The 21349-nt window shown below is 64.5% G+C and carries 13 protein-coding genes, 1 tRNA gene and 3 rRNA genes; 7 read left to right on the forward strand and 10 right to left on the reverse strand.

The window, feature by feature from the left end; genetic code table 11:
* Positions 1-5: 5 nt before the first annotated feature.
* From rrf to AC3B6C_RS00020, 4 genes are all read right to left on the reverse strand, one after another.
* Positions 6-122, reverse strand: a 5S ribosomal RNA gene (gene rrf, locus AC3B6C_RS00005).
* Between the two features lie 121 nt (positions 123-243).
* Positions 244-3379: ribosomal RNA gene (locus AC3B6C_RS00010) — 23S ribosomal RNA — on the reverse strand.
* 456 nt (positions 3380-3835) lie between these two features.
* Positions 3836-5358: ribosomal RNA gene (locus tag AC3B6C_RS00015) — 16S ribosomal RNA — on the reverse strand.
* The 16S, 23S and 5S rRNA genes sit together here, the layout of an rRNA operon.
* A gap of 865 nt (positions 5359-6223) precedes the next feature.
* A tRNA-Met gene (locus tag AC3B6C_RS00020) sits at positions 6224-6300 on the reverse strand.
* Positions 6301-6518: 218 nt separating this feature from the next.
* Here AC3B6C_RS00020 and AC3B6C_RS00025 point away from each other — a divergent pair.
* A complete protein-coding gene (locus AC3B6C_RS00025; protein ID WP_010843956.1) occupies positions 6519-6803 on the forward strand; it encodes a hypothetical protein in 285 nt (94 codons plus the stop codon).
* A gap of 44 nt (positions 6804-6847) precedes the next feature.
* Here the strand turns inward: AC3B6C_RS00025 and AC3B6C_RS00030 are convergent, their stop codons facing one another.
* Positions 6848-9802: a UPF0182 family protein gene (locus tag AC3B6C_RS00030; RefSeq protein ID WP_488374481.1), complete on the reverse strand. Its 2955-nt coding sequence runs from the start codon at positions 9800-9802 to the stop codon at positions 6848-6850.
* 220 nt (positions 9803-10022) lie between these two features.
* Between AC3B6C_RS00030 and AC3B6C_RS00035 the strand changes: the two genes are divergently transcribed.
* Positions 10023-10568, forward strand: a complete 546-nt coding sequence (locus AC3B6C_RS00035; RefSeq protein WP_488374482.1) for a PPA1309 family protein — start codon at positions 10023-10025, stop codon at positions 10566-10568.
* A 21-nt stretch (positions 10569-10589) separates the two neighbouring features.
* Here the strand turns inward: AC3B6C_RS00035 and AC3B6C_RS00040 are convergent, their stop codons facing one another.
* The gene (locus AC3B6C_RS00040) at positions 10590-11654 is read right to left on the reverse strand and encodes a YlbL family protein (RefSeq protein ID WP_044507073.1); all 1065 of its coding nucleotides are present in this window, start codon (positions 11652-11654) and stop codon (positions 10590-10592) included.
* 124 nt (positions 11655-11778) lie between these two features.
* On the opposite strand from AC3B6C_RS00040, the gene AC3B6C_RS00045 reads away from it, so the two are divergent.
* The 3 genes from AC3B6C_RS00045 to AC3B6C_RS00055 all read left to right on the forward strand — a co-directional run bounded on the left by AC3B6C_RS00045 (position 11779) and on the right by AC3B6C_RS00055 (position 15641).
* A complete protein-coding gene (locus AC3B6C_RS00045; protein WP_488374483.1) occupies positions 11779-13275 on the forward strand; it encodes a zinc-dependent metalloprotease in 1497 nt (498 codons plus the stop codon).
* A gap of 86 nt (positions 13276-13361) precedes the next feature.
* The gene (locus tag AC3B6C_RS00050) at positions 13362-14309 is read left to right on the forward strand and encodes a hypothetical protein (RefSeq protein WP_488374484.1); all 948 of its coding nucleotides are present in this window, start codon (positions 13362-13364) and stop codon (positions 14307-14309) included.
* Positions 14310-14324: 15 nt separating this feature from the next.
* Positions 14325-15641, forward strand: a complete 1317-nt coding sequence (locus AC3B6C_RS00055; RefSeq protein WP_014927713.1) for an ABC1 kinase family protein — start codon at positions 14325-14327, stop codon at positions 15639-15641.
* Between the two features lie 88 nt (positions 15642-15729).
* Here AC3B6C_RS00055 and AC3B6C_RS00060 read toward each other — a convergent pair whose 3' ends face one another.
* Entirely contained in the window at positions 15730-16020 is a 291-nt protein-coding gene (locus AC3B6C_RS00060; RefSeq protein WP_044507075.1) for a WhiB family transcriptional regulator, read from the reverse strand.
* Positions 16021-16373: 353 nt separating this feature from the next.
* On the opposite strand from AC3B6C_RS00060, the gene AC3B6C_RS00065 reads away from it, so the two are divergent.
* Positions 16374-16541, forward strand: coding sequence for a hypothetical protein (locus tag AC3B6C_RS00065; RefSeq protein WP_193748616.1), 168 nt, complete (start codon positions 16374-16376; stop codon positions 16539-16541).
* Between the two features lie 87 nt (positions 16542-16628).
* Here AC3B6C_RS00065 and AC3B6C_RS00070 read toward each other — a convergent pair whose 3' ends face one another.
* The gene (locus AC3B6C_RS00070) at positions 16629-18779 is read right to left on the reverse strand and encodes an ATP-dependent DNA helicase UvrD2 (RefSeq protein WP_488374485.1); all 2151 of its coding nucleotides are present in this window, start codon (positions 18777-18779) and stop codon (positions 16629-16631) included.
* A gap of 83 nt (positions 18780-18862) precedes the next feature.
* On the opposite strand from AC3B6C_RS00070, the gene AC3B6C_RS00075 reads away from it, so the two are divergent.
* Positions 18863-19147, forward strand: a complete 285-nt coding sequence (locus AC3B6C_RS00075) for a mycoredoxin (protein ID WP_010843946.1) — start codon at positions 18863-18865, stop codon at positions 19145-19147.
* Positions 19148-19289: 142 nt separating this feature from the next.
* On the opposite strand, the gene nudC is transcribed toward AC3B6C_RS00075, so the two are convergent.
* Both nudC and AC3B6C_RS00085 read right to left on the reverse strand, forming a co-directional pair.
* Positions 19290-20225, reverse strand: a complete 936-nt coding sequence (nudC, locus tag AC3B6C_RS00080; RefSeq protein WP_488374487.1) for an NAD(+) diphosphatase — start codon at positions 20223-20225, stop codon at positions 19290-19292.
* A gap of 35 nt (positions 20226-20260) precedes the next feature.
* Complete coding sequence (locus tag AC3B6C_RS00085) at positions 20261-21331, reverse strand: potassium channel family protein (RefSeq protein ID WP_010843944.1); 1071 nt, start codon at positions 21329-21331, stop codon at positions 20261-20263.
* Positions 21332-21349: the final 18 nt, after the last annotated feature.

The following is a 21349-nucleotide window of genomic DNA, read 5'->3' on the forward strand; positions in this document are numbered from 1 at the left end:
GTTGTGTTCGGCGGTGTCCTACTCTCCCACACTGATTAAGGTGCAGTACCATCGGCGCTGGAGGGCTTAGCTTCCGGGTTCGGAATGGGGCCGGGCGTTTCCCCTCCGCTATAGCCGCCGTAACTTTGTGAAACAACCACACACGATTGCTTGTTTATAGCTTTCGTGTGTTGTTTCAGAAGTACATAGTGGATGCGAACACAACCAGAAACCAATGAATGGTCTGGTGATGTTGTGGGTGTTGTTGGTAAGTCCTCGGCCGATTAGTACCAGTCACCTGAACACATTGCTGTGCGTACAGTTCTGGCCTATCAACCCCATGGTCTGTAGGGGGCCTTAACCCCGCAAAAGGGGGTGAGAAACCTCATCTTGGAACAGGCTTCCCGCTTAGATGCTTTCAGCGGTTATCCCTTCCGAACGTAGCTAACCAGCAGTGCCCCTGGCGGGACAACTGGCACACCAGAGGTTCGTCCGTCCCGGTCCTCTCGTACTAGGGACAGGTTTCCTCAAGTTTCTTACGCGCGCGGCGGATAGAGACCGAACTGTCTCACGACGTTCTAAACCCAGCTCGCGTGCCGCTTTAATGGGCGAACAGCCCAACCCTTGGGACCTACTCCAGCCCCAGGATGCGACGAGCCGACATCGAGGTGCCAAACCATCCCGTCGATATGGACTCTTGGGGAAGATCAGCCTGTTATCCCCGGGGTACCTTTTATCCGTTGAGCGACACCGCTTCCACTTGCCGGTGCCGGATCACTAGTCCCGACTTTCGTCCCTGCTCGACATGTACGTCTCACAGTCAAGCTCCCTTGTGCACTTACACTCAACACCTGATTGCCAACCAGGCTGAGGGAACCTTTGGGCGCCTCCGTTACCTTTTAGGAGGCAACCGCCCCAGTTAAACTACCCACCAGGCACTGTCCCTGAACCCGATCAGGGTCCGAGGTTAGAAGTCCAATACGATCAGAGTGGTATTTCAACAACGACTCCATGAACACTGGCGTGCCCACTTCACAGTCTCCCACCTATCCTACACAAACCGAACCGAACACCAATACCAAGCTATAGTGAAGGTCCCGGGGTCTTTTCGTCCTGCCGCGCGTAACGAGCATCTTTACTCGTACTGCAATTTCGCCGAGTCTGTGGTTGAGACAGCAGAGAAGTCGTTACGCCATTCGTGCAGGTCGGAACTTACCCGACAAGGAATTTCGCTACCTTAGGATGGTTATAGTTACCACCGCCGTTTACTGGGGCTTAAATTCTCAGCTTCGCCACCAAAGTGACTAACCGGTCCTCTTAACCTTCCAGCACCGGGCAGGCGTCAGTCCGTATACATCGTCTTACGACTTCGCACGGACCTGTGTTTTTAGTAAACAGTCGCTTCTCTCTGGTCTCTGCGACCCACACCAGCTCAGGCAGTACATGCCGTCACCAGAATGGGTCCCCCTTCTCCCGAAGTTACGGGGGCATTTTGCCGAGTTCCTTAACCACAGTTCTCTCGATCGCCTTAGTATTCTCTACCTGACCACCTGTGTTGGTTTGGGGTACGGGCCGTGTACCAACTCACTAGAGGCTTTTCTCGGCAGCATAGGATCATGGAATTCACCGCAACGGCTACGCATCACCTCTCAGGCTTCATGAACGACGGATTTGCCTATCGCTCGCCCTACAGGCTTACACCAGTACAACCACTGACTGGCCCCACTACCTTCCTGCGTCACCCCATCGCTTGCCTACTACCAGCCAAGGTCCCATGCATCACCCCAACTCGGCACCCGAAGGCACTCTCGTGAGGATCAGGATGGTTAGTACAACTGATTCAGCATGGGCGCGGATACACGGGTACGGGAATATCAACCCGTTGTCCATCGACTACGCCTGTCGGCCTCGCCTTAGGTCCCGACTCACCCTGGGCGGATTAGCCTGGCCCAGGAACCCTTGGTCATTCGGCGGCAGAGTTTCTCACTCTGCTTTCGCTACTCATGCCTGCATTCTCACTCCCACACCCTCCACCACTAGATCACTCTGTAGCTTCCACGGATGCAGGACGCTCCCCTACCCACCCACACACCTGGCCGGAACCCCGTAAGGCTCCGACGGGCAAAATGTGAGTGCCGCGGCTTCGGCGGTGTACTTGAGCCCCGCTACATTGTCGGCGCAGGATCACTTGACCAGTGAGCTATTACGCACTCTTTCAAGGGTGGCTGCTTCTAAGCCAACCTCCTGGTTGTCTTCGCGACCCCACATCCTTTTCCACTTAGTACACGCTTAGGGGCCTTAGCCGGCGATCTGGGCTGTTTCCCTCTCGACTACGAACCTTATCGCCCGCAGTCTCACTGCCACACTCTCACTTACCGGCATTCGGAGTTTGGCTGACGTCAGTAACCCTGTGGGGCCCATCGGCCATCCAGTAGCTCTACCTCCAGTAAGAAACATGTGACGCTGCACCTAAATGCATTTCGGGGAGAACCAGCTATCACGGAGTTTGATTGGCCTTTCACCCCTACCCACAACTCATCCCCTCCATTTTCAACTGAAGTGGGTTCGGGCCTCCACGACGTCTTACCGACGCTTCACCCTGGCCATGGGTAGATCACTCCGCTTCGGGTCTAGACCCGGCGACTCAAACGCCCTATTCAGACTCGCTTTCGCTACGGCTACCCCACACGGGTTAACCTCGCCACCGAGCACTAACTCGCAGGCTCATTCTTCAAAAGGCACGCCATCACCCACCACCACAAGGGTGCACAGGCTTTGACGGATTGTAAGCGTCCGGTTTCAGGTACTATTTCACTCCCCTCCCGGGGTACTTTTCACCTTTCCCTCACGGTACTAGTCCGCTATCGGTCACCAGGAAGTATTCAGGCTTACCGGGTGGTCCCGGCAGATTCACAGCAGATTCCACGAGCCCGCTGCTACTTGGGGACACCGTCACGCAAGACCATGTGTTTTCAGCTACCGGACTCTCACCGACTACGGCAGACCATTCCAGGCCACTTCACCTAACACACGATTTTCTGACTCACGCTTCCACAGGCAGATGGAAGAAGACGAACCCCACAACCCCACACACACAACCCCTACCCGGTATCACATGCGCATGGTTTAGCCTCATCCGCTTTCGCTCGCCACTACTCACGGAATCACAATTGTTTTCTCTTCCTATGGGTACTGAGATGTTTCACTTCCCCACGTTCCCCCCACACAGCCTATACATTCAGCTGGTGGTAACACGACATCACTCGTGCTGGGTTTCCCCATTCGGACACCCTCGGATCACAGCTCGTTTGACAACTCCCCGAGGACTATCGCGGCCTACCACGTCCTTCATCGGCTCCTGGTACCAAGGCATCCACCGAACGCCCTTACACACTTACAACAACACCTACAAACAACCCCCACCACACAACCCCAAAGAGTCACGCCGCGAGGACCGAATGTAGACATCACCACAACAAACAAATCATTTTCTGCTAAATCACAGACCAAGCACCCCAACAACGTTGGAGCATTGGTTTGAAATAAAGATGCTCGCATCCACTATGCACTTCTCAAACAACACACACCCACCCACGAATCCGTGCTCCCGCAACCATCACAGTCACGATCACCACCCGAACCCGCATCATGAGCTAGGTCAGAGACAACACTGGTGTGTTCCCTCAGAACCCCGATAGCGTGACGATGAACCCGCCGGCCCTCACGAGCACTGGCAGTCACCCCGCACCGGCACCAGAAAGCGCCGAGCATGGATGTGTCTGATGTTTCACCCTCGAACACACACACGCCGCAGAACAAACGCCTGCTGAAACATGTGTTGTTGTGTGCTCCTTAGAAAGGAGGTGATCCAGCCGCACCTTCCGGTACGGCTACCTTGTTACGACTTCGTCCCAATCGCCGATCCCACCTTCGACAGCTCCCTCCCACAAGGGGTTAGGCCACCGGCTTCGGGTGTTACCGACTTTCATGACGTGACGGGCGGTGTGTACAAGGCCCGGGAACGTATTCACCGCAGCGTTGCTGATCTGCGATTACTAGCGACTCCGACTTCATGGGGTCGAGTTGCAGACCCCAATCCGAACTGAGACTGGCTTTAAGGGATTCGCTCCACCTCACGGTATCGCAGCCCTCTGTACCAGCCATTGTAGCATGTGTGAAGCCCTGGACATAAGGGGCATGATGACTTGACGTCATCCCCACCTTCCTCCGAGTTGACCCCGGCAGTCTCCTGCAAGTCCCCGGCATAACCCGCTGGCAATACAGGACAAGGGTTGCGCTCGTTGCGGGACTTAACCCAACATCTCACGACACGAGCTGACGACAGCCATGCACCACCTGTACACCAACCACAAGGGAACGACTATCTCTAGCCGCGTCTGGTGTATGTCAAACCCAGGTAAGGTTCTTCGCGTTGCATCGAATTAATCCACATGCTCCGCCGCTTGTGCGGGCCCCCGTCAATTCCTTTGAGTTTTAGCCTTGCGGCCGTACTCCCCAGGCGGGGTACTTAATGCGTTAGCTACGGCACGGATCCCGTGAAAAGGAACCCACACCTAGTACCCACCGTTTACGGCGTGGACTACCAGGGTATCTAATCCTGTTCGCTACCCACGCTTTCGCTCCTCAGCGTCAGTTACTACCCAGAGACCCGCCTTCGCCACCGGTGTTCCTCCTGATATCTGCGCATTTCACCGCTACACCAGGAATTCCAGTCTCCCCTGTAGTACTCAAGTCTGCCCGTATCGCCTGCACGCCTACAATTGAGTTGCAGAATTTCACAGACGACGCGACAAACCGCCTACGAGCTCTTTACGCCCAGTAATTCCGGACAACGCTCGCACCCTACGTATTACCGCGGCTGCTGGCACGTAGTTGGCCGGTGCTTCTTCTCCAGGTACCGTCACTCACGCTTCGTCCCTGGTGAAAGAGGTTTACAACCCGAAGGCCGTCATCCCTCACGCGGCGTCGCTGCATCAGGCTTGCGCCCATTGTGCAATATTCCCCACTGCTGCCTCCCGTAGGAGTCTGGGCCGTGTCTCAGTCCCAGTGTGGCCGATCACCCTCTCAGGTCGGCTACCCGTCGTCGCCTTGGTAGGCCATTACCCCACCAACAAGCTGATAGGCCGCGGGCCCATCCCACACCGCAAAAGCTTTCCACCAACCACCATGCGACAGTTGGTCATATCCGGTATTAGACCCAGTTTCCCAGGCTTATCCCAGAGTGCAGGGCAGATCACCCACGTGTTACTCACCCGTTCGCCACTCGAGTACCCAGCAAGCTGGGCCTTTCCGTTCGACTTGCATGTGTTAAGCACGCCGCCAGCGTTCGTCCTGAGCCAGGATCAAACTCTCCATGAAAAAACAGCGAAACAAAACCAACCCCACAAAAGGGCCAGCGTTTCAACAAAAATCAGGAAAGCACAACCTGACCAAAATAAACCTAGCAAAATGTGACACCCAGACGGGGCCGAGCGCCACACAAAACAAACATCTACATCCACAAAAGATGCACAATGCCAAAAAATTGGCATCAGACAATTCATCATCACACTATCGAGTTCTCAAAGAACACACACCCACCAGCTACCCACCCCAACAAAGGGACTCTCACCAGCAGACTTGCATGTCAACCTACCAAGCCACCCCGTCTCCGAGGCAACTCTTCCAACCTACCAGACCCCAACCCCAGCCCGCAACCCCGAAGAAATTCCGGACTGAAGGAGATCTGGCAACCCCAACCAACCCAGCCAAGACACAAAGCCTCAACCAAAACAATCAGGGGCGGTCAGCCACAAACCCGGTCTCCACTCCCCGAACCAGACCCTTCCAGGCCCTCCGGGGCGGCGCCGTGGCGCGCTGACTCGACATAAGTTACGCACCACTCCACTCGACGTCAAATCGCCTGGTCACAGGCGGTCTGGAGCTCGTGTCACCGGCATACCCGTGCAGACTTCGTGCGGCTGTCCCCGCCAAACCGGTCGATCGGCACCCCGGGGCGGCTGGGCACGTGATCGGCGGCGGCCTTCTCGCCGTCGACCGGGATCAGCAGATCGGATCACCCGACCTCGACTCGAAGCACCTCGAGTCCGGTCGGCGAGTCGACCGGTGTGAGTGCGCCGGCCTCCCTCGAGGGATCGTCTTCGCCGAGAGGACTTCGCCCACCGAGGTGTCGGCAGATAGCAAGAACCCCCGCCCGGGAGTCCCGGGCGGGGGTTCTTGGTGTTGGTAGCGGGGACAGGATTTGAACCTGCGACCTCTGGGTTATGAGCCCAGCGAGCTACCGAGCTGCTCCACCCCGCGTTGGTGAACACAACGTTACACAGCGGTTCGTCAGCGATGCAAATCGATACCCCAACCTGTCGCGACCTGGGCAAACGCCCGTGACGGCGGTCACTTCCGGCACGTAGCCCCAGGTCGGCGCGAGGTCGCCGGAGGCCGCCGGCGTGGGTCCTTGAATGTGATGCCGATCACATCGGGCGTACACTCGGCACACGAGAGGCCACCGCCGAGGAGGAACCATGAACACTCACCGTTTCCACCACGAGAGCCACGGCAATCATCCGATGAGCTTCGTCGGTTTCGTCCTCGCACTGGGCGGGTTCGCCATGGCCGCACTCTGGCTCGTCCACATGGCCGTCGGCAACGTGGGTACCGCGATCGTCTGCGGCCTGTTGATGGTCGCCGCGTTCGCCGCCGCGGTGTCGATCTTCTTCTCGCTGGGTCATCGACACCACCACAGTCCGGTACTCCCCGACAACACCCCCAACGAAACCGAGCGCTACCTGCGGAAATATCGCGGCTAGCGATACCTCGCACACGTAGCGCTCGGTGACAGGGCGATCCTCGACTAGTTGGGCGCCGCCAGTGACTCGTACCGGGCAACAGCCTGGCTCAACTGGTCGAGCGCCTGACCGTATGCGGCGAAATCCCCACCCTGCTGAGCTTGGCGCAAGGCCGTGATCGCATCTCCGATGGCCTTCGCGGCAGCATCGCGCTCCGGCGAATCACCCTGCTGCGGTGGCTCATTCGGAGTCGGGGTGCCTGTGTCGGGCGACCCGGCCTGGTCCGGCTCGGTCGGCTCCTGGTCGTCGGGGATCACTCCCAAGGCGGGTGTGATGCCGACCTGCCGCAGTGCGGCCGCAGTAGTCGGCGCGTAACCGATACTTGCCACTCGTTCAGCTGGTTCGTACCGGGTGATCACCCGGAACAGGCGGGGGAAAGCTTCCTGGCCCTGCGCCTGTGCATAGACCGGGACGACGTGCAGAATCCCGTTGTCTCCGACCGGAAGAGTGAGCAGGTTGCCGAACGTCACTGTCGCATTGTTCTCAAGGGGCTTCAGCGAATCGGCGACCTTGCGGTCCGTCTTCATCGGGTTGAAGGCCTGTTTCGGACCCGACCGTTGCGCGTTCCCGGGCAGCTGCTTGACCGTCATCTGCCCGTAGTTCTCGGGGTTCGACGACACCGTCACGTATGCACCGAGGATCGGCCGGTTGAGTCGGGTGAGAACCGAGGTCAACTGGAACGTCGGCTGTCCGCTCTCCGGGTCGGACGCCACGAAGTAGTACGGCGGCTGATCGAGTCCGCGCTGATCGGCATCGGGATCGGTCGGATCCGAGGGCACCGACCAGAAGTCGCTCGCCTGGAAGAACGTCTGCGGCGAATCGACGTGGTAGCGGGTCAGCAGCGACCGCTGGATCTTGAAGATGTCCTCGGGGTAGCGGACGTGTTCCCGCAGCGACGTCTGCGCGTCGAAGTCGGCGCGAGACTTCACCGTTCCCGGGAAGACCTCCATCCACGTCTTCAGCACCGGGTCCTCGGTGTCGAACTGGTACAGCTCCACCTCACCGGTGTAGGCGTCGACGGTCGCCTTCACCGAGTTGCGCACGTAGGACACGGTCTTGTTGACCTGGGTGCGGCCGGTCTGCCCGGGATTGAGGTCCTGGGCGTCGGCGGTCGCACTCTGCAGCGAGGTCGGCTGCGAATACGGGTAGTTGTCGAGAGTGGTGTAACCGTCGACGATCCACTTGATCGAGCCGTCCTCCATGACCGCGGGGTACGTCTTCGAATCCACCGTCAACCACGGCGCGACCTGTTCGACGCGGTCGCGGGGGTCGCGGTTGTAGATGATCTTCGACGCCGAGTTGATCTCCCCCGACAGCAGGAAGTTGCGCTCCGCGTATTTGGCCATGTAGAGCACCCGGTTGAACCAGTTGCCCAGGGACACCCCGGCCGGCCCCTGATAGGTGTACTTGTCGTCACCGATGTCGTGCTCACGCGCCTGTCCGTCGTCGGAACCGACGATCGCGTAGTCAGGGTCGATCTTCGCGAGCAGCTCACCGAAGTAGATGCGGGGCTGCGCCACCTTGATCGGGGCGTCGCGCTTGTACTCCTCGGACTGGTAGTTCGAGGTGTCGCTGACGTAGTAGAACGGGTCGCCGCCGCCGTCGATGTCGTTGACGTCGCGCGACTCGTTCACCCGGTTGGCGGGCGCTGCAACGAACCCGTCCCCGTGGGTGTAGACGAGGTGCTTGTTCAGCCAGTTCTGCTGGTTCTCGAGGTAGCGACTGGGATCCAGCTCGCGCACCGCGACAACGAAGTCACGCAGCTCGCCGTCGATGCGATAGCGGTCGACCGCAAGTTGGGTCGGGAACCCGTAGAAGTTCTGCCGCTGCTGCTGCTGGATGAATGTCGGCGACACGACGTTCGGGTCCAGGACGCGGACGTTCGACAGTGTCGGCACGTCGCTGTTCACGAGTGCCGGTGTGGCCGGTCGGGAAGTCCAGTCGTTCTGGGTGACGACCTTGTCCGGCCCGATCCCGTACGCCTCGCGCGTCGACGTGATCGCGCGGTCTATGTATTCGGCTTCTTTCTGCGCCGCGTTCGGCTTGACCGAGAACTGCTCCATCGTGAGCGGCCAGCCGACCCCGATGAGCAACGCGGAGAACAGCATCAGGACGGTGGCGAGTGCCGGCACCCGGAGGTCGCGGAGCACGATCCCGGCGAAGAACGCGACCGCACAGATGACCGCGATCGCCATCAGGATGAGTTTCGACGGCAGCACCGCATTGATGTCGGTGTAGCTCGCGCCGGGGAAGATCTCGGCTTTTCGTTGACTCGACAACAAGGAGTATCTGTCCAGCCAGTAGGCGGCCGCCTTCAACAGCAGGAAGGTGCCGGCCAGCACCGCCAGCTGGATTCGCGCCGCGGTGGTGACCGTACCGCCGCCCTGGCCCAGACGGATTCCGCCGAAGAGGTAGTGGGTGACCAGGTTCGCCAGGAAGGCGACCACGACCACGACGAACAACAGGTTCAACACGAACCGGTAGAACGGCAGGTCGAAGGCGTAGAACCCGATGTCCAGGTTGAACTGGGGATCGGTCCGCCCGAACGACTGCCCGTGCAGGAACATCTGCACCGTCGCCCAGGATCCCTGCGCGACCAGGCCGGCCAGCGCGCCGATGATCACCGCCGGGACGATCGCGAACCAGCGGACCTTGCTCATGATGGCGGTGCGGTAGCGCGCGAGCGGATCGTTCGGTCCCGCGGTCGGGGCGAACACCGGACGGCTGCGGTACGCCAGGGACACCGCGCCGAAGATGATGGCCCCGACGACGATCGTGGTGACCGCGAAGAGGATCACACGGGTCCAGATCACCTTGGTGAAGACGCCGGAATACCCGACGTTGGAGAACCAGAGCCAGTCGGTCGCGAGACCGACCAGGCGTGGCCCGACGAGCAGCAGCACCAGGACGGCCACGCCGAGCCCGATGATGATCTTGCTCCTGCGTGACAGTGTCGGCATTCCCGCCGGCCCTCGGACGCCCACCAGACCCACTCTCCAAAGCTCTCAACCCGGACACCACCCGCACACGATTGCCTGCTGGGCGTGGTGCCCACTGTACTGGCACCACCCGGGTGACCAACTCACTCGGGGCGCCCGCTCAACGATCGCGACACGTCGGTGGTTCCCTCGCGGCACGGCGGGGTCGTCGTCGTCCGGCACTGCGAGGCAAGATGAGCACGTGCCCGGCGACTCGAACACCCCTCGTGCCTTTTCCACCGACGACCTCGGCAGTGCCCTGAGCGAGATCATGGAACACGTCGACACGCGCGGCTGGGGACAGCCACCGTCGGTGTTCGCGCTGGCGCCCACCGCGCTTCTCGCCGAACGTCTTCCCGACGTCATCTCCGCGGACGGCCCGGTCTTCACGCCCGTGGAGGAGGATGTCGCCGACCTCGACGAGTTCCTGGCGTCGGCGATCTGGCCCCCGGCGGTCGCCGGCGCCGCGGTGGCCATCGAGATCATCATCGTCGAGCCCGAGGACGACGATGACCTCACGCCCCGCTACGTCGTCACCGAGACCGGCGACCAGCACCCGGACGAGGAGGTCGCCCGCCTGGTCGTCGGGGTACTGCGCAATGGCACCGACCTGGCCCTGATGCGGCTACGTCCGATCCCCGACGAGGAACCCGAGCTGCTCACCCATCCGCAGCTGGCCCTCGAACTGCGGGAAGCACTGCACGACACCTTCGCCCCCGATGAGCCGGAGACACCCGGGCGGAGCTGACCCGCGGTTGCCGGTGCCGCGTCAGCAGGTCGGCGCGGGACGTCCCGCGCCGATCGCACCCAGCGCGTCGACCGCGCCGTCGAGGGTGTCGACCTTGACCAGCTCGAGTCCGTCCGGTCGCTCGGAGACCGCTTCGGCACAGTTGCGGGCCGGGACGAGGAACACCGTCGCGCCGGCGTCGCGTGCGGCGCGGGTCTTGTGCGTGATGCCGCCGATCGGTCCGACCGCACCCTCGTCGGTGATGGTGCCGGTGCCGGCGATGAACTTGCCGGAGGTCAATTCGCCGGGACTCAGCTGGTCGATGACCGCGAGTGCCAGCATCATCCCGGCCGACGGCCCGCCGATGTCCCCCACCGTGTAGGTGACCTCGAGCCGGGGATCGGCGTTGACGACCTCCGGGACGACACCGAGATACCCGTCGTCGGGGTTCGCGGGATGCTTGCCGAGCGTGACCGACACGGTCTGCCGGGCGCCGGCACGGATGATCTCGAGCGGGAGCACGGTTCCGGGCGGGTTGTCACCGACGACCTTCCGGAGCTGTTCGCCGGTCTCCACCGGCACACCCCCGGCCGCCACGACCTCGTCACCGGCGCGCAGCACCCCGACCGCGGGCCCGTCGGGTCCGACGCTCGCGACGCGCAGCGCCGTCGGCCGGTCCAGGTAGCGGAGCGCGGCGACCGTCGCGTTCTCCTCCGAACCCGTCATCTGCTGGGCGTTCTCCTGCTGCACCTGTTCGGTGGTGCGGTCGGGCGGATAGACCTGATCACGGGGAGTGAGGGAGTAGGTGCCCGACAACCACATGCCCAGCGCGTCGAAGAGCGACAGCCCGTCCCGGACTGAGACGGTGGTGAGATTCAGGTGCCCGGTCGTCGGATCGGTTGCCGCCCCGTCGATCTGCACGACCTTGCGCTCGACGACCGCGCCGTCGTCCTCCACCTTCGTCGTGCCGAGCGTGTTCAGCGTCGGTCCGGGTCCGAGTGCGGCGTAGGGCACCTGCACCTGTGTGCCCACCACCAGCAACGCCAGCAGGACCACGGTGGAGACCGCGGCCGCGGCGATTCTCCGGAAGCGGGGGCTCGAACTCATTCCGCACACGATAGTGCCCCGCGGCGACGACGAGCCTGCCGCGCCGAGGCAGCATGAGCCGACTACGCGCAGGGCGAACAGTCGTCGCCGTTTGCGCGCCTCACCGGGCGGTACGGTGGAACCCATGAGTGATCTGCCCTTCGGCTTCTCGTCGTCCGATGACGGCGACGACGACCGCGCCAAGAACAGCGGTGACAAGAACAAGCCGGGCGACAATCCCGGCGGCAACCCGTTCGGCGGGTCCAATCCGTTCGGATTCGGGGGCGGCCAGGGGTTCGGGGGCGGGCCGGGCGGCGAGTTCGACCCGTCGAACTTCGACCCCAACATGATCGGCCAGATGTTCTCGCAACTGGGCAACATGTTCAGCGGCATGGGGGCGGGAATGGCCGGCGGCGGGGACGGCCCGGTGAACTACTCGGTGGCGACCAATCTGGCTCGGCAGCAGATCGGTTCGTTCACCCCCATCCTCGAGAAGGAGAACACCGCGTCGGCCGACGCCGTCCGCCTCGCCGACGTCTGGCTCGACGACGCGACGAACTTCCCCAGCGGGGTCACCCAGACCGTGGCGTGGACCCCGGTCCAGTGGCTCGAGGAGTCCATGGACACGTGGAAGGGTCTGTGCGATCCGGTCGCCGAACAGCTGGCCCGGACCTGGCAGGACAACCTCCCCGCCGAGGCCGCACAGTTCGCCGGCCCGATGATCGGGATGCTCACCCAGATGAGCGGCATGGCGTTCGGCACGCAGCTCGGCCAGGGCCTCGGACAGCTCGCCAAGGAAGTACTGACGTCGACCGACGTCGGCCTGCCGCTGGCGCCCGAGGGCATCGCCGTCCTGCTTCCCGAGGCGATCGCGAAGTTCGCCGAAGGTCTCGAGCAGCCGGCGCAGGAGATCATCGTCTTCCTCGCCGCGCGTGAGGCCGCACATGTGCGCCTGTTCACCCACGTCGGCTGGTTGCGTCAGCGACTGCTGACCACCGTCGAGGAATACGCCCGCGGAATCAGTATCGACTTCAGCGGGATCACCGACGCCACCGCCGGGATCGACCCGACCCAATTGCTCTCCGACCCTTCGAAACTCGAGGAGCTCATCAACTCGTCGACGTCGTTCGAGCCGACCACGACCCCTGAGCAGAAGGCAGCGCTCGGCCGCCTCGAGACCCTGCTCGCCCTCATCGAGGGCTGGGTGGAGCAGGTCGTGACGCGAGCACTCGGCGATCGGATCCCGAGCACCGGCGCACTCACCGAGACCATGCGCCGCCGGCGCGCCTCGGGCGGGCCGGCCGAGCAGACGTTCGCGACCCTCGTCGGTCTCGAGCTCCGACCCCGCAAGGTCCGCGAGGCGTCGGAGCTGTGGCGTCGCACGCTGGAGGCGACCGACGTCGCGACCAGGGACGGCGTGTGGGCTCACCCGGATCTGCTGCCCGATTCCGACGACCTCGACAATCCCGCCGGTTTCATCGATCGTCTCCTGGCCGGCGACGAACTCGACGACCCGATCGCACAACTCGAGAAGACCATCGCCGACGAGAAGGCGCGCGGCGATGAGCGCAAGCGCCCCGGTCCCCAGACACCCGAATCCGGAGGCGACCCCGGTGACGACTCGGCGCAAGGCGGATCGTAGATCCACACCCTCGGTTGATCCGGCCGTGTTGTGGATAACCTGCTCACCGAACGTCACTGAAGGCGTCCGGCTGGCAGAGTTGCCGCATGTCGCCAGCCCGGACGAGTTCCAGCGCCATCTCGGCTCCCACCCGCGCGGATCGTTCGACCGCTCTGCCCCGGCTGCTACCGGGTACGCCGATTCTCGTCCAGCCCGGGAACTCGGTCCGGGTCGGGATCGATCCGGCCGACAGCCTGCTCCTCGAGTTCGACGCCGCGGTGTCGGCGCATTCCGTTGCCGCGCTGCTGCGGTCGCTGGAGGACACGTGCACGACGGACACCTTCGCCCGCCGCGCCCGCCGCGCGGGCCTGCACGACGACGACCTCGACCTCGTCCTGAGCAGTCTGGTGGCGGCCGGCCGCGCGGTCGTCGATGTCGATCGCCGCACGCCGGAATTCCGCATCCTGATCCACGGTCAGGGACCGATCAGCGAGCAGCTGACGAGTTCGTTGGGTGGCACGGGCAGATCTGCCCGGCGGACCATGCGCCGACTCCCCGACGGCTCGCTCGACGCCATCGACACCGACCTGGTGATCCTGACCGACTTCGTCGTCCACGACCCGCGGGTCGTCTTCGCGCTGACCCGCGCCCGGATCCCCCACCTGCTGGTCCGGGTGCGAGACGGGGTGGGCATAGTCGGGCCGCTGGTGTTGCCCGGTCTGTCCAGCTGCCTGATGTGCGCCGACCGGCACCGGTCCGACGCGGACCCGGAGTGGCCGGCATTGGCCGTGCAACTGATCCGAACGTCGGGACAGGCGAGTCCGACCATCCTGGCGATGACCACCGCCATCGCGCACTCCCAGATCGAACGGCTGGTGGCCGCCGTGCACGACGAGCGGCCGAGTTCGGGTCCGCCGCCGGTCCCGCAGCTGCTGGATCGCGTGCTGGAGGTGCGCGACGACCCGACTCGACTGGACATCAAGCGGTGGTCGCCGCACCCGGACTGCGATTGTCGTCCCGTACCGGATTCACGAGCCAGGTCGTCTAATGTGTGACGCGGAAAGGATGCTATGACCGACATCACCAAAGGACAGGGTCGCCGAAACGCGAAACTGGCTTCTCTTCCGATCGGTATGGCCGGTCGGGCCGCTGCCGGTTTCGGCAAGCGCATGGTCGGCAGGGACCGAGACGAGGTCAACCAAGAGCTCCTGGAGAAATCCGCCGAACAGCTTTTCGCCGTCCTCGGCGAACTCAAGGGCGGCGCCATGAAGGTCGGGCAGGCGCTCTCGATCATGGAAGCCGCCATCCCCGACGAATTCGGCGAGCCCTTCCGCGAAGCCCTCACCAAATTGCAGGCCGACGCCCCGCCGATGCCGGCGGACAAGGTCCACAAGGTGCTCGACCAGCAGCTCGGTACCCGCTGGCGCGAGCGTTTCCAGGACTTCTCCGATGTGCCGGCTGCCTCTGCGTCCATCGGACAGGTCCACAAGGGGGTCTGGTCCGACGGTCGCGAGGTCGCGGTCAAGGTGCAGTATCCCGGCGCCGATCACGCCCTGAAGGCCGACCTGAAGACCCTGTCCCGCATGTCCGGACTCCTGCAGCGCCTGTCCCCCGGCACCGATGTCAAGGCGATGATGGACGAACTCATCGACCGGACCGAGGCCGAACTCGACTACCTCGGTGAAGCCGACAACCAGCGCGCCTTCGCCAAGGCCTACGACGGTCATCCCGATTTCCTCGTCCCCAAGGTCGTCGCGAGCGCACCCAAGGTCGTCGTCTCGGAGTGGGTGGACGGCGTTCCTCTGTCGAAGGTCATCACCACCGGTGACCAGAAGACCCGCGACGATGCCGCCGCGAAGATGGCCGAGTTCGAGGTCAGCTCCCCGTATCGGGTCGGGCTCCTGCACGGCGACCCGCATCCGGGCAATTTCTTCCTGGCCACCGACGGACGTTTCGGTGTCCTCGACTTCGGTGCGGTGGGTCACTATCCGGACGGTCTCCCGCCCGAGACCGGTCCGATCCTGCGACTGGCGCGCGACCAGAAGTACGACGAGCTCAAAGAACTCATGATCTCGGCCGAGTTCATCCGTCCGTCCCACGCGAACAAGGTGACGAGTGCCGACCTCGAGGCCTACCTGCGTCCGTACGTCGACCCGCTCTTCTCCGAGTCGTTCCACTTCACGCGGAAGTGGATGCAACGGGCCGCGGGCAAGGCCACCGACGTGCGGGGCGAGGTGTACAAGACGTCACGAAACCTCAACGTGCCCAAGCGTTTCGTGATGGTCTTCCGCGTGCTCGGCGGTTGCGTCGGCATCGCCTCGCAACTCGAGGCGCACGCTCCCTACCGCGCCATCATGGAGGAGTGGGTACCCGGCCTGGGCGACTGACCCCGCCCCCCGGCAGACACGACACGCAGAAACGGCACCGACGCCGCGAGCATCACTGCTCACGGCGTCGGTGTCGTTTCGTTCGTTGTCACGCAACGTTCTTGCGCGGGCGGCCGCGGGGGCGCTTGCGTGCGATGACAGCGCCTCGCTCGAAGATCTCGCCGCCCCAGACCCCCCAGGGTTCGGACCGATCGAGTGCGGCCTGCAGGCACTGGGTCCGCAGCGGGCACTCGGCGCACATCGCCTTCGCACGCTCGAGGTCACGGGGGTCTTCGGCGAACCACAGATCTGCGTCGGCGACCTGGCAGGGCAGGTCGAGCCGGGCGGTCGCTGCGCGGTCCGCCGACATACAGGACTCGAGTACGCATTCGACAGTCATTGGGATTCTCCACATCTGCTCGTTTGGGGTGTTGAACCCGAGTCCTCGATGTGGCTCTGTGTCCGAGACCCCTAGCGGGGCGGAGATTCGGATGACAGAAAAAAGAGGGCCACGGGTGTCGCCTCTGCGATTCGCCCGTGGCCCGGATTGTCTCGGAGATCTAACTCCGGGAACTTCGGAACAGAACGGGGAACCGACGCGGCGCGGGTGCTACTGCTGCGGGCGGTGCGATTCGCGCTACGCGCGCTTCGGCTGCCAGGTGCAGAGCCGCCGGAGGGACGGCGACCGGGCGTGCAAAGCTCGTGCACGCTCGGGCGACCGGCATCCAGGAGCGGGTGCGACCGGTACGCGCGATGGCGGGCTGGTTCGGCGTCGCCGCATGCGATGTGGTCGCATACGCGCTCGCCGCGCTCAGTTTCGCCGCAGACTGGCAGATGCCGGCCTGGCGCACGATGATTCCGTTCACTGATCCGCTCCTTTCTGGTCTCGTGGCTTTCCGCGTTGTCGTCGGTCGTCGGTGATTCTGCTGGGGCCGTGTGACGGACGCACTCGGCCGATCCCCGTACTGACGGGAATCAGACTAGACGCTGGGCAGAAACACGCACAACCTATTTTTGACCTGCAGTTTTGACGAGGTCGAGGATGTCCTCGCCGTACTCGTCGACCTTCTTGGCCCCGATCCCCGAGATCGCCACCAGCGCAGCGGTATCGGTGGGACGCTGCTCGGCGATCGCGGTGAGCGTCTTGTCGGAGAAGACGACGAACGCCGGAACCTTCTTCTCCAGGGCCCGCTCGCGACGCCACTCCTTGAGCGAGACCAACAGCCCCTCGTCGAGGTCCGACGGGCATCCGGCGCACCGGCCGAGCAGTGTCGCGGTCGAATCCATCAGCCGTGAACCGCAGACCCGGCACGTCGGTCCGCGGCGGGGTGTGCGCTCCTTCGCGATCGGCGAGGCGGGCGAGTCGTCGGGAACGAGGTCGGCGAGGAACCGTGACCGCCGCCGGGCGCGGCCTCCCTCGTTGCGGGCCAGCGCCCACGACAGGTGCAGGCGCTCGCGGGCGCGGGTGACGCCGACGTAGAACAGCCGGCGTTCCTCCTCGACCTCCTCCCACGACCCCTTGATCGCCTGACTGATGGGCAGCGACCCGTCGGTGAGTCCGACGAGGAACACCGCATCCCATTCGAGTCCCTTGGCCGCATGCAGCGACGACAGCGTCACGCCCTGCACGGTCGGCGGATGGCGCGCCTCGGCGCGGGCCGCGAGCTCCGCCGACAGCTGCGGCAGTGTCAGCCCGGGGTTCTCGGCCACCATGTCCTCGGTCAGCTGGACCAGCGCCTTCAGCGACTCCCAGCGGCTGCGCGCCTGCGTACCCGACGGCTCTTCCGCCGTGAGCCCGAGTTCGCCGAGGACTGCTCGCACGACGTCGAGGATCTCCACGTCGGGCCTGACCTCGCGACCGGCGACCGTGGCGAGCTGCCGCATGGCCTGCCGGACCTCCGTGCGCGCGAAGAACGCCTCGCCGCCGCGGACCTGGTACGGGATGCCCGCCTCGGTCAGCGCCTGCTCGTAGTTCTCCGACTGCGCGTTGACGCGGTACAGGATCGCGATCTCCGCGGGCGCGACCCCGGCACGGATGAGGTGTTTGATCTCGATGGCGACAGCCGTTGCCGCGGCGGGCTCGTCGTCGTACTCGGCGAACTGCGGTGCCGGGCCGGCGGGTCGTTGTCCGACGAGCCGGAGGCGGGTACCCGCGATCCGTCCTCGGGCCGCACCGATGACCCGGTTCGCGAGGTCGACGACCTGCGGAGTCGACCGATAGTCCCGCTCCAGGCGGACGACCGTCGCCTCGGGGAACCGGCGGCTGAAGTCCAGCAGATGGTTGGGGGACGCGCCGGTGAAGGTGTAGATCGTCTGGTTGGCGTCACCGACGACCGTCAGATCGTCGCGCTCGCCGAGCCAGGCGTCGAGCAGACCCTGCTGCACCGGGGTCACGTCCTGGTACTCGTCGACGACGAAACACCGGTACCGCGCACGGAACTCGTCCGCCGCTCCCGGTTCGGCGGTGAGGATCTGCGTCATGTAGATGAGCATGTCGTCGAAGTCGAGCAACCGGTCGCCGTCGGGTGAGACCTTGGCGTCCTCGTAATGCCCGTACACGGCAGCGACCTTCGCCGGCGGCGCGGGGGACTCGCGGCCGAGCCGGCCGACGGCCTCGACATAGTTCTCCGGTGAGATCAGCGAGGCCTTCGCCCACTCGATCTCCGACGACAGGTCGCGCAGGGTGTCGGTGGCGGTGTCGAGACCGGAGCGCCGGGCCGCGCGCGAGATGAGCGGGAACTTGTTGTCGAGGAGCTCCCACCGTGCGTCGCCGAACGCCCGCGGCCAGAAATACCGCAACTGGCGCATCGCAGCGGCGTGAAAGGTCTGGGCCGCGACGCTGCCCCCCGAACCGCCGCTGACACCGAGACCGCGCAACCGGGTCCGCATCTCCCCGGCTGCCCGTGCGGTGAACGTGACCGCGAGCACCTGACCGGGATTCACCTGCCCGGTGTCGATGAGGTGGGCGATCCGTCGGGTGATGGTCCGCGTCTTGCCCGTACCCGCCCCGGCCAGCACACACACCGGTCCGCGCGGCGCCAGGACCGCGGCACTCTGTTCGGGGTCGAGCCCCTCGACCGCGCCTCGACTCACCGGCGACGAGGCACGAGGCGAGGACTCGGGGTTCGCAGCAGAAGTCGGGTGAGGCACGGCGTCCACTATGTCACCAACCACCGACGCCGCCCGCAGGGGAGAACGACGCAACCGGGAACAGCCGGCCCGGACATGGTGTTATGAGACCCATGAGCAACGTGATCGACGACGAGGCCGGCGCCCGCACCTCCGACACCGGCGAACTGACCATGTACACGACGTCGTGGTGCGGATTCTGTGCCCGCCTCAAGACCGGCCTGAAGAGCAGCGGCATCAGCTGGCAGGAGATCGACATCGAGCTGAACCCCGACGCCGCGGAGTTCGTGGGCAGTGTCAACGGTGGCAATCACGTGGTGCCCACCGTCCTCTACGCCGACGGCACCACCGCCACCAACCCCTCCATCGCCGACGTCAAGGCCAAGCTGGGCGTCTGACACGCTGGGCATCTCGCCCAGCCCTTCGCTCCGATTTGGCACCGGCAGACCTCAACTCGACTGATGGACTTCGATCGAGGTCCATCAGTCGAGTTGAAGTCTGTCGGTCGTCAAGGGCGGGCGGCTGTCGCCAGAGTCCGCGCTATCCGGCCGCCCAGGCCTCGATCATCGACCGCGCGATGGAGATCGACCCGGGGAGACGCAGGCGGTCGGCGTCGTCGGAACCCGGCGCCTCGGCGCGCGACCAGCCGTCGCCGCGGGCCAGTGCTTCCCGGACCTCGTCGCGGCGGAACCACTGCGCGTCGCCGATCTCGCCGTCGAGGAATGCCAGCTCGTCGGCCGGGTCGCCGATCGCCGCGAAACCCAGCATGAGCGATCGCGGGAACGGCCACGGCTGGCTTCCCAGGTAGCGCGGTTCGCGCACCACGATCCCGACCTCCTCGTGCACCTCCCGCAGCACACACTGTTCGAGCGACTCCCCCGGCTCGACGAAACCGGCCAGCGTCGAATACCAGCCGGCCGGCCACACCGCCTGCCGGCCGAGCAGGATCCGATCGGCGCCGTCGTGGACGACGGTGATGATCGCCGGGTCGGTCCGCGGGAACTCGTCCCGTCCGGAGTCGACGCTGCGCCGGACCCAGCCGCCTCGCGCGGGCTGGGTGACCGAACCGTCGACCGGTGAATGACGGGCGGTCTCGTGCCAGTTCAGGATTCCCAGCGCGGTGGCGAGCAGGCCCGCCTCGTCGGCGGACAGCCGCGTCGCACCGCGTCGGGCGTCATCGGTCGGTCCGTCGATGTGGTCCACCCGCCGTGTCCACAGGTCGGCTCCCCCGTCGCCGTCCGCTGCGTCGAACCCGAGGATGACCGCGTCCGCGGGCGGCGCCTGGGCGACGGTGGTGGCGGCGACCCAGTGCAGCGCACCGGCATCGGTCACCGGGTAGCGACCGGCCGCGTCGATCAGCAGCACCTTCGCCGTCGGCCAGCCGGCGGCCATCCGTGGCGCGTCGTCGCGGATCGCGTCCGCGCGGTCGAACACCGCTCGCGACAGCAGGGGCGGTTCGGGCAGCTCGAAATGCACTGTCGCACAATCCTTTCTCGGATGCAGCGGATCGGTCAGTCGTCGTTGGGGCTCTTGCGGACGTACAGCAGACGGTCGCCGACCTCGATCTGCTCAACCGCGCTGTCGTCGACGCGGTGCAGCACACCGTTCCGTACGACGCCGAGGACGATGTCGCGGGTGTGGCTGGGCGATCCGCCGGTCTCGGTCGGGTCGACCTCCCGTTCGGCGATGGCATACCCGGCGTCCGGGGTGAGGAGATCCTCGATCACCTCGACCACCGACGGGGTCATCGTCGCGATCCCGAGCAGGCGGCCGGCGGTCTCCGACGACACCACGACCGAGTTGGCGCCGGACTGACGCATCAGATGGGTGTTCTCCGACTCCCGGATCGACGCGACGATCTTCGCCCGCGGATTGAGTTCGCGGGCGGTGAGCGTGGCGAGGACCGCGGTGTCGTCGCGGCTGGTGGCCACGACGATGCTCGTCGCGTGGGCGACACCGGCCAGCCGGAGGACGTCGGACTTGGTGGCGTCGCCGCGCACCGTGACCAGCCCGTCGGAGGCGGCCGCCTCGAGCACGGTGGCGTCGGCGTCGACGACGACGATCTCGGAGGGCTTGATGCCGTCACCCCGCATCGCGTCAACCGCGGTGCGGCCCTTGGTGCCATAACCGATGACCACGGTGTGATTGCGCACGGTATTCCTCCAACGCTGGATCTTGAGCGCCTGCCGCGACCGTTCGGTGAGCACCTCGAGGGTGGTACCGATCAGCACGATCAGGAACAGCACGCGCAAGGGCGTGATGATGACGAGGTTGATGAAACGGGCGAACGGCGTGATCGGCGTGATGTCGCCGTAGCCGGTCGTGGAGAGGGTCACCGCCGAGTAGTACAGCGCATCCAGATACGACAGCTCGTTGTCCTGGGCGTCGCGATAACCGGCGCGATCCAGCCAGACGACCACCGAGGTGAACAGCAGCGCGAGGGTTGCCCAAAAGACGCGCCGGCCGATCGCCCGGCTCGGACTCTGCTGCAGTTCGGGGATACGGACGACACCGACCAGTGCATGGTCGGGCCGGTTGGCCAGCTCGGTACCGCCGAAACGTCGGCGCAGGCGGCTAGCCACCGGCGCGCTCGCGCCCGT

This window comes from Gordonia sp. 11cp, assembly GCF_057767225.1.

Excerpts from the sequence above, each read along its gene's own strand:
- AC3B6C_RS00025 (WP_010843956.1), top strand. The coding sequence starts at position 6,519 with ATGAACACTCACCGTTTCCACCACGAGAGCCACGGCAATCATCCGATG.
- AC3B6C_RS00030 (WP_488374481.1), bottom strand. The coding sequence starts at position 9,802 with ATGCCGACACTGTCACGCAGGAGCAAGATCATCATCGGGCTCGGCGTG.
- AC3B6C_RS00040 (WP_044507073.1), bottom strand. The coding sequence starts at position 11,654 with ATGAGTTCGAGCCCCCGCTTCCGGAGAATCGCCGCGGCCGCGGTCTCC.
- AC3B6C_RS00045 (WP_488374483.1), top strand. The coding sequence starts at position 11,779 with ATGAGTGATCTGCCCTTCGGCTTCTCGTCGTCCGATGACGGCGACGAC.
- AC3B6C_RS00050 (WP_488374484.1), top strand. The coding sequence starts at position 13,362 with ATGTCGCCAGCCCGGACGAGTTCCAGCGCCATCTCGGCTCCCACCCGC.
- AC3B6C_RS00055 (WP_014927713.1), top strand. The coding sequence starts at position 14,325 with ATGACCGACATCACCAAAGGACAGGGTCGCCGAAACGCGAAACTGGCT.
- AC3B6C_RS00060 (WP_044507075.1), bottom strand. The coding sequence starts at position 16,020 with ATGACTGTCGAATGCGTACTCGAGTCCTGTATGTCGGCGGACCGCGCA.
- AC3B6C_RS00065 (WP_193748616.1), top strand. The coding sequence starts at position 16,374 with ATGGCGGGCTGGTTCGGCGTCGCCGCATGCGATGTGGTCGCATACGCG.
- AC3B6C_RS00075 (WP_010843946.1), top strand. The coding sequence starts at position 18,863 with ATGAGCAACGTGATCGACGACGAGGCCGGCGCCCGCACCTCCGACACC.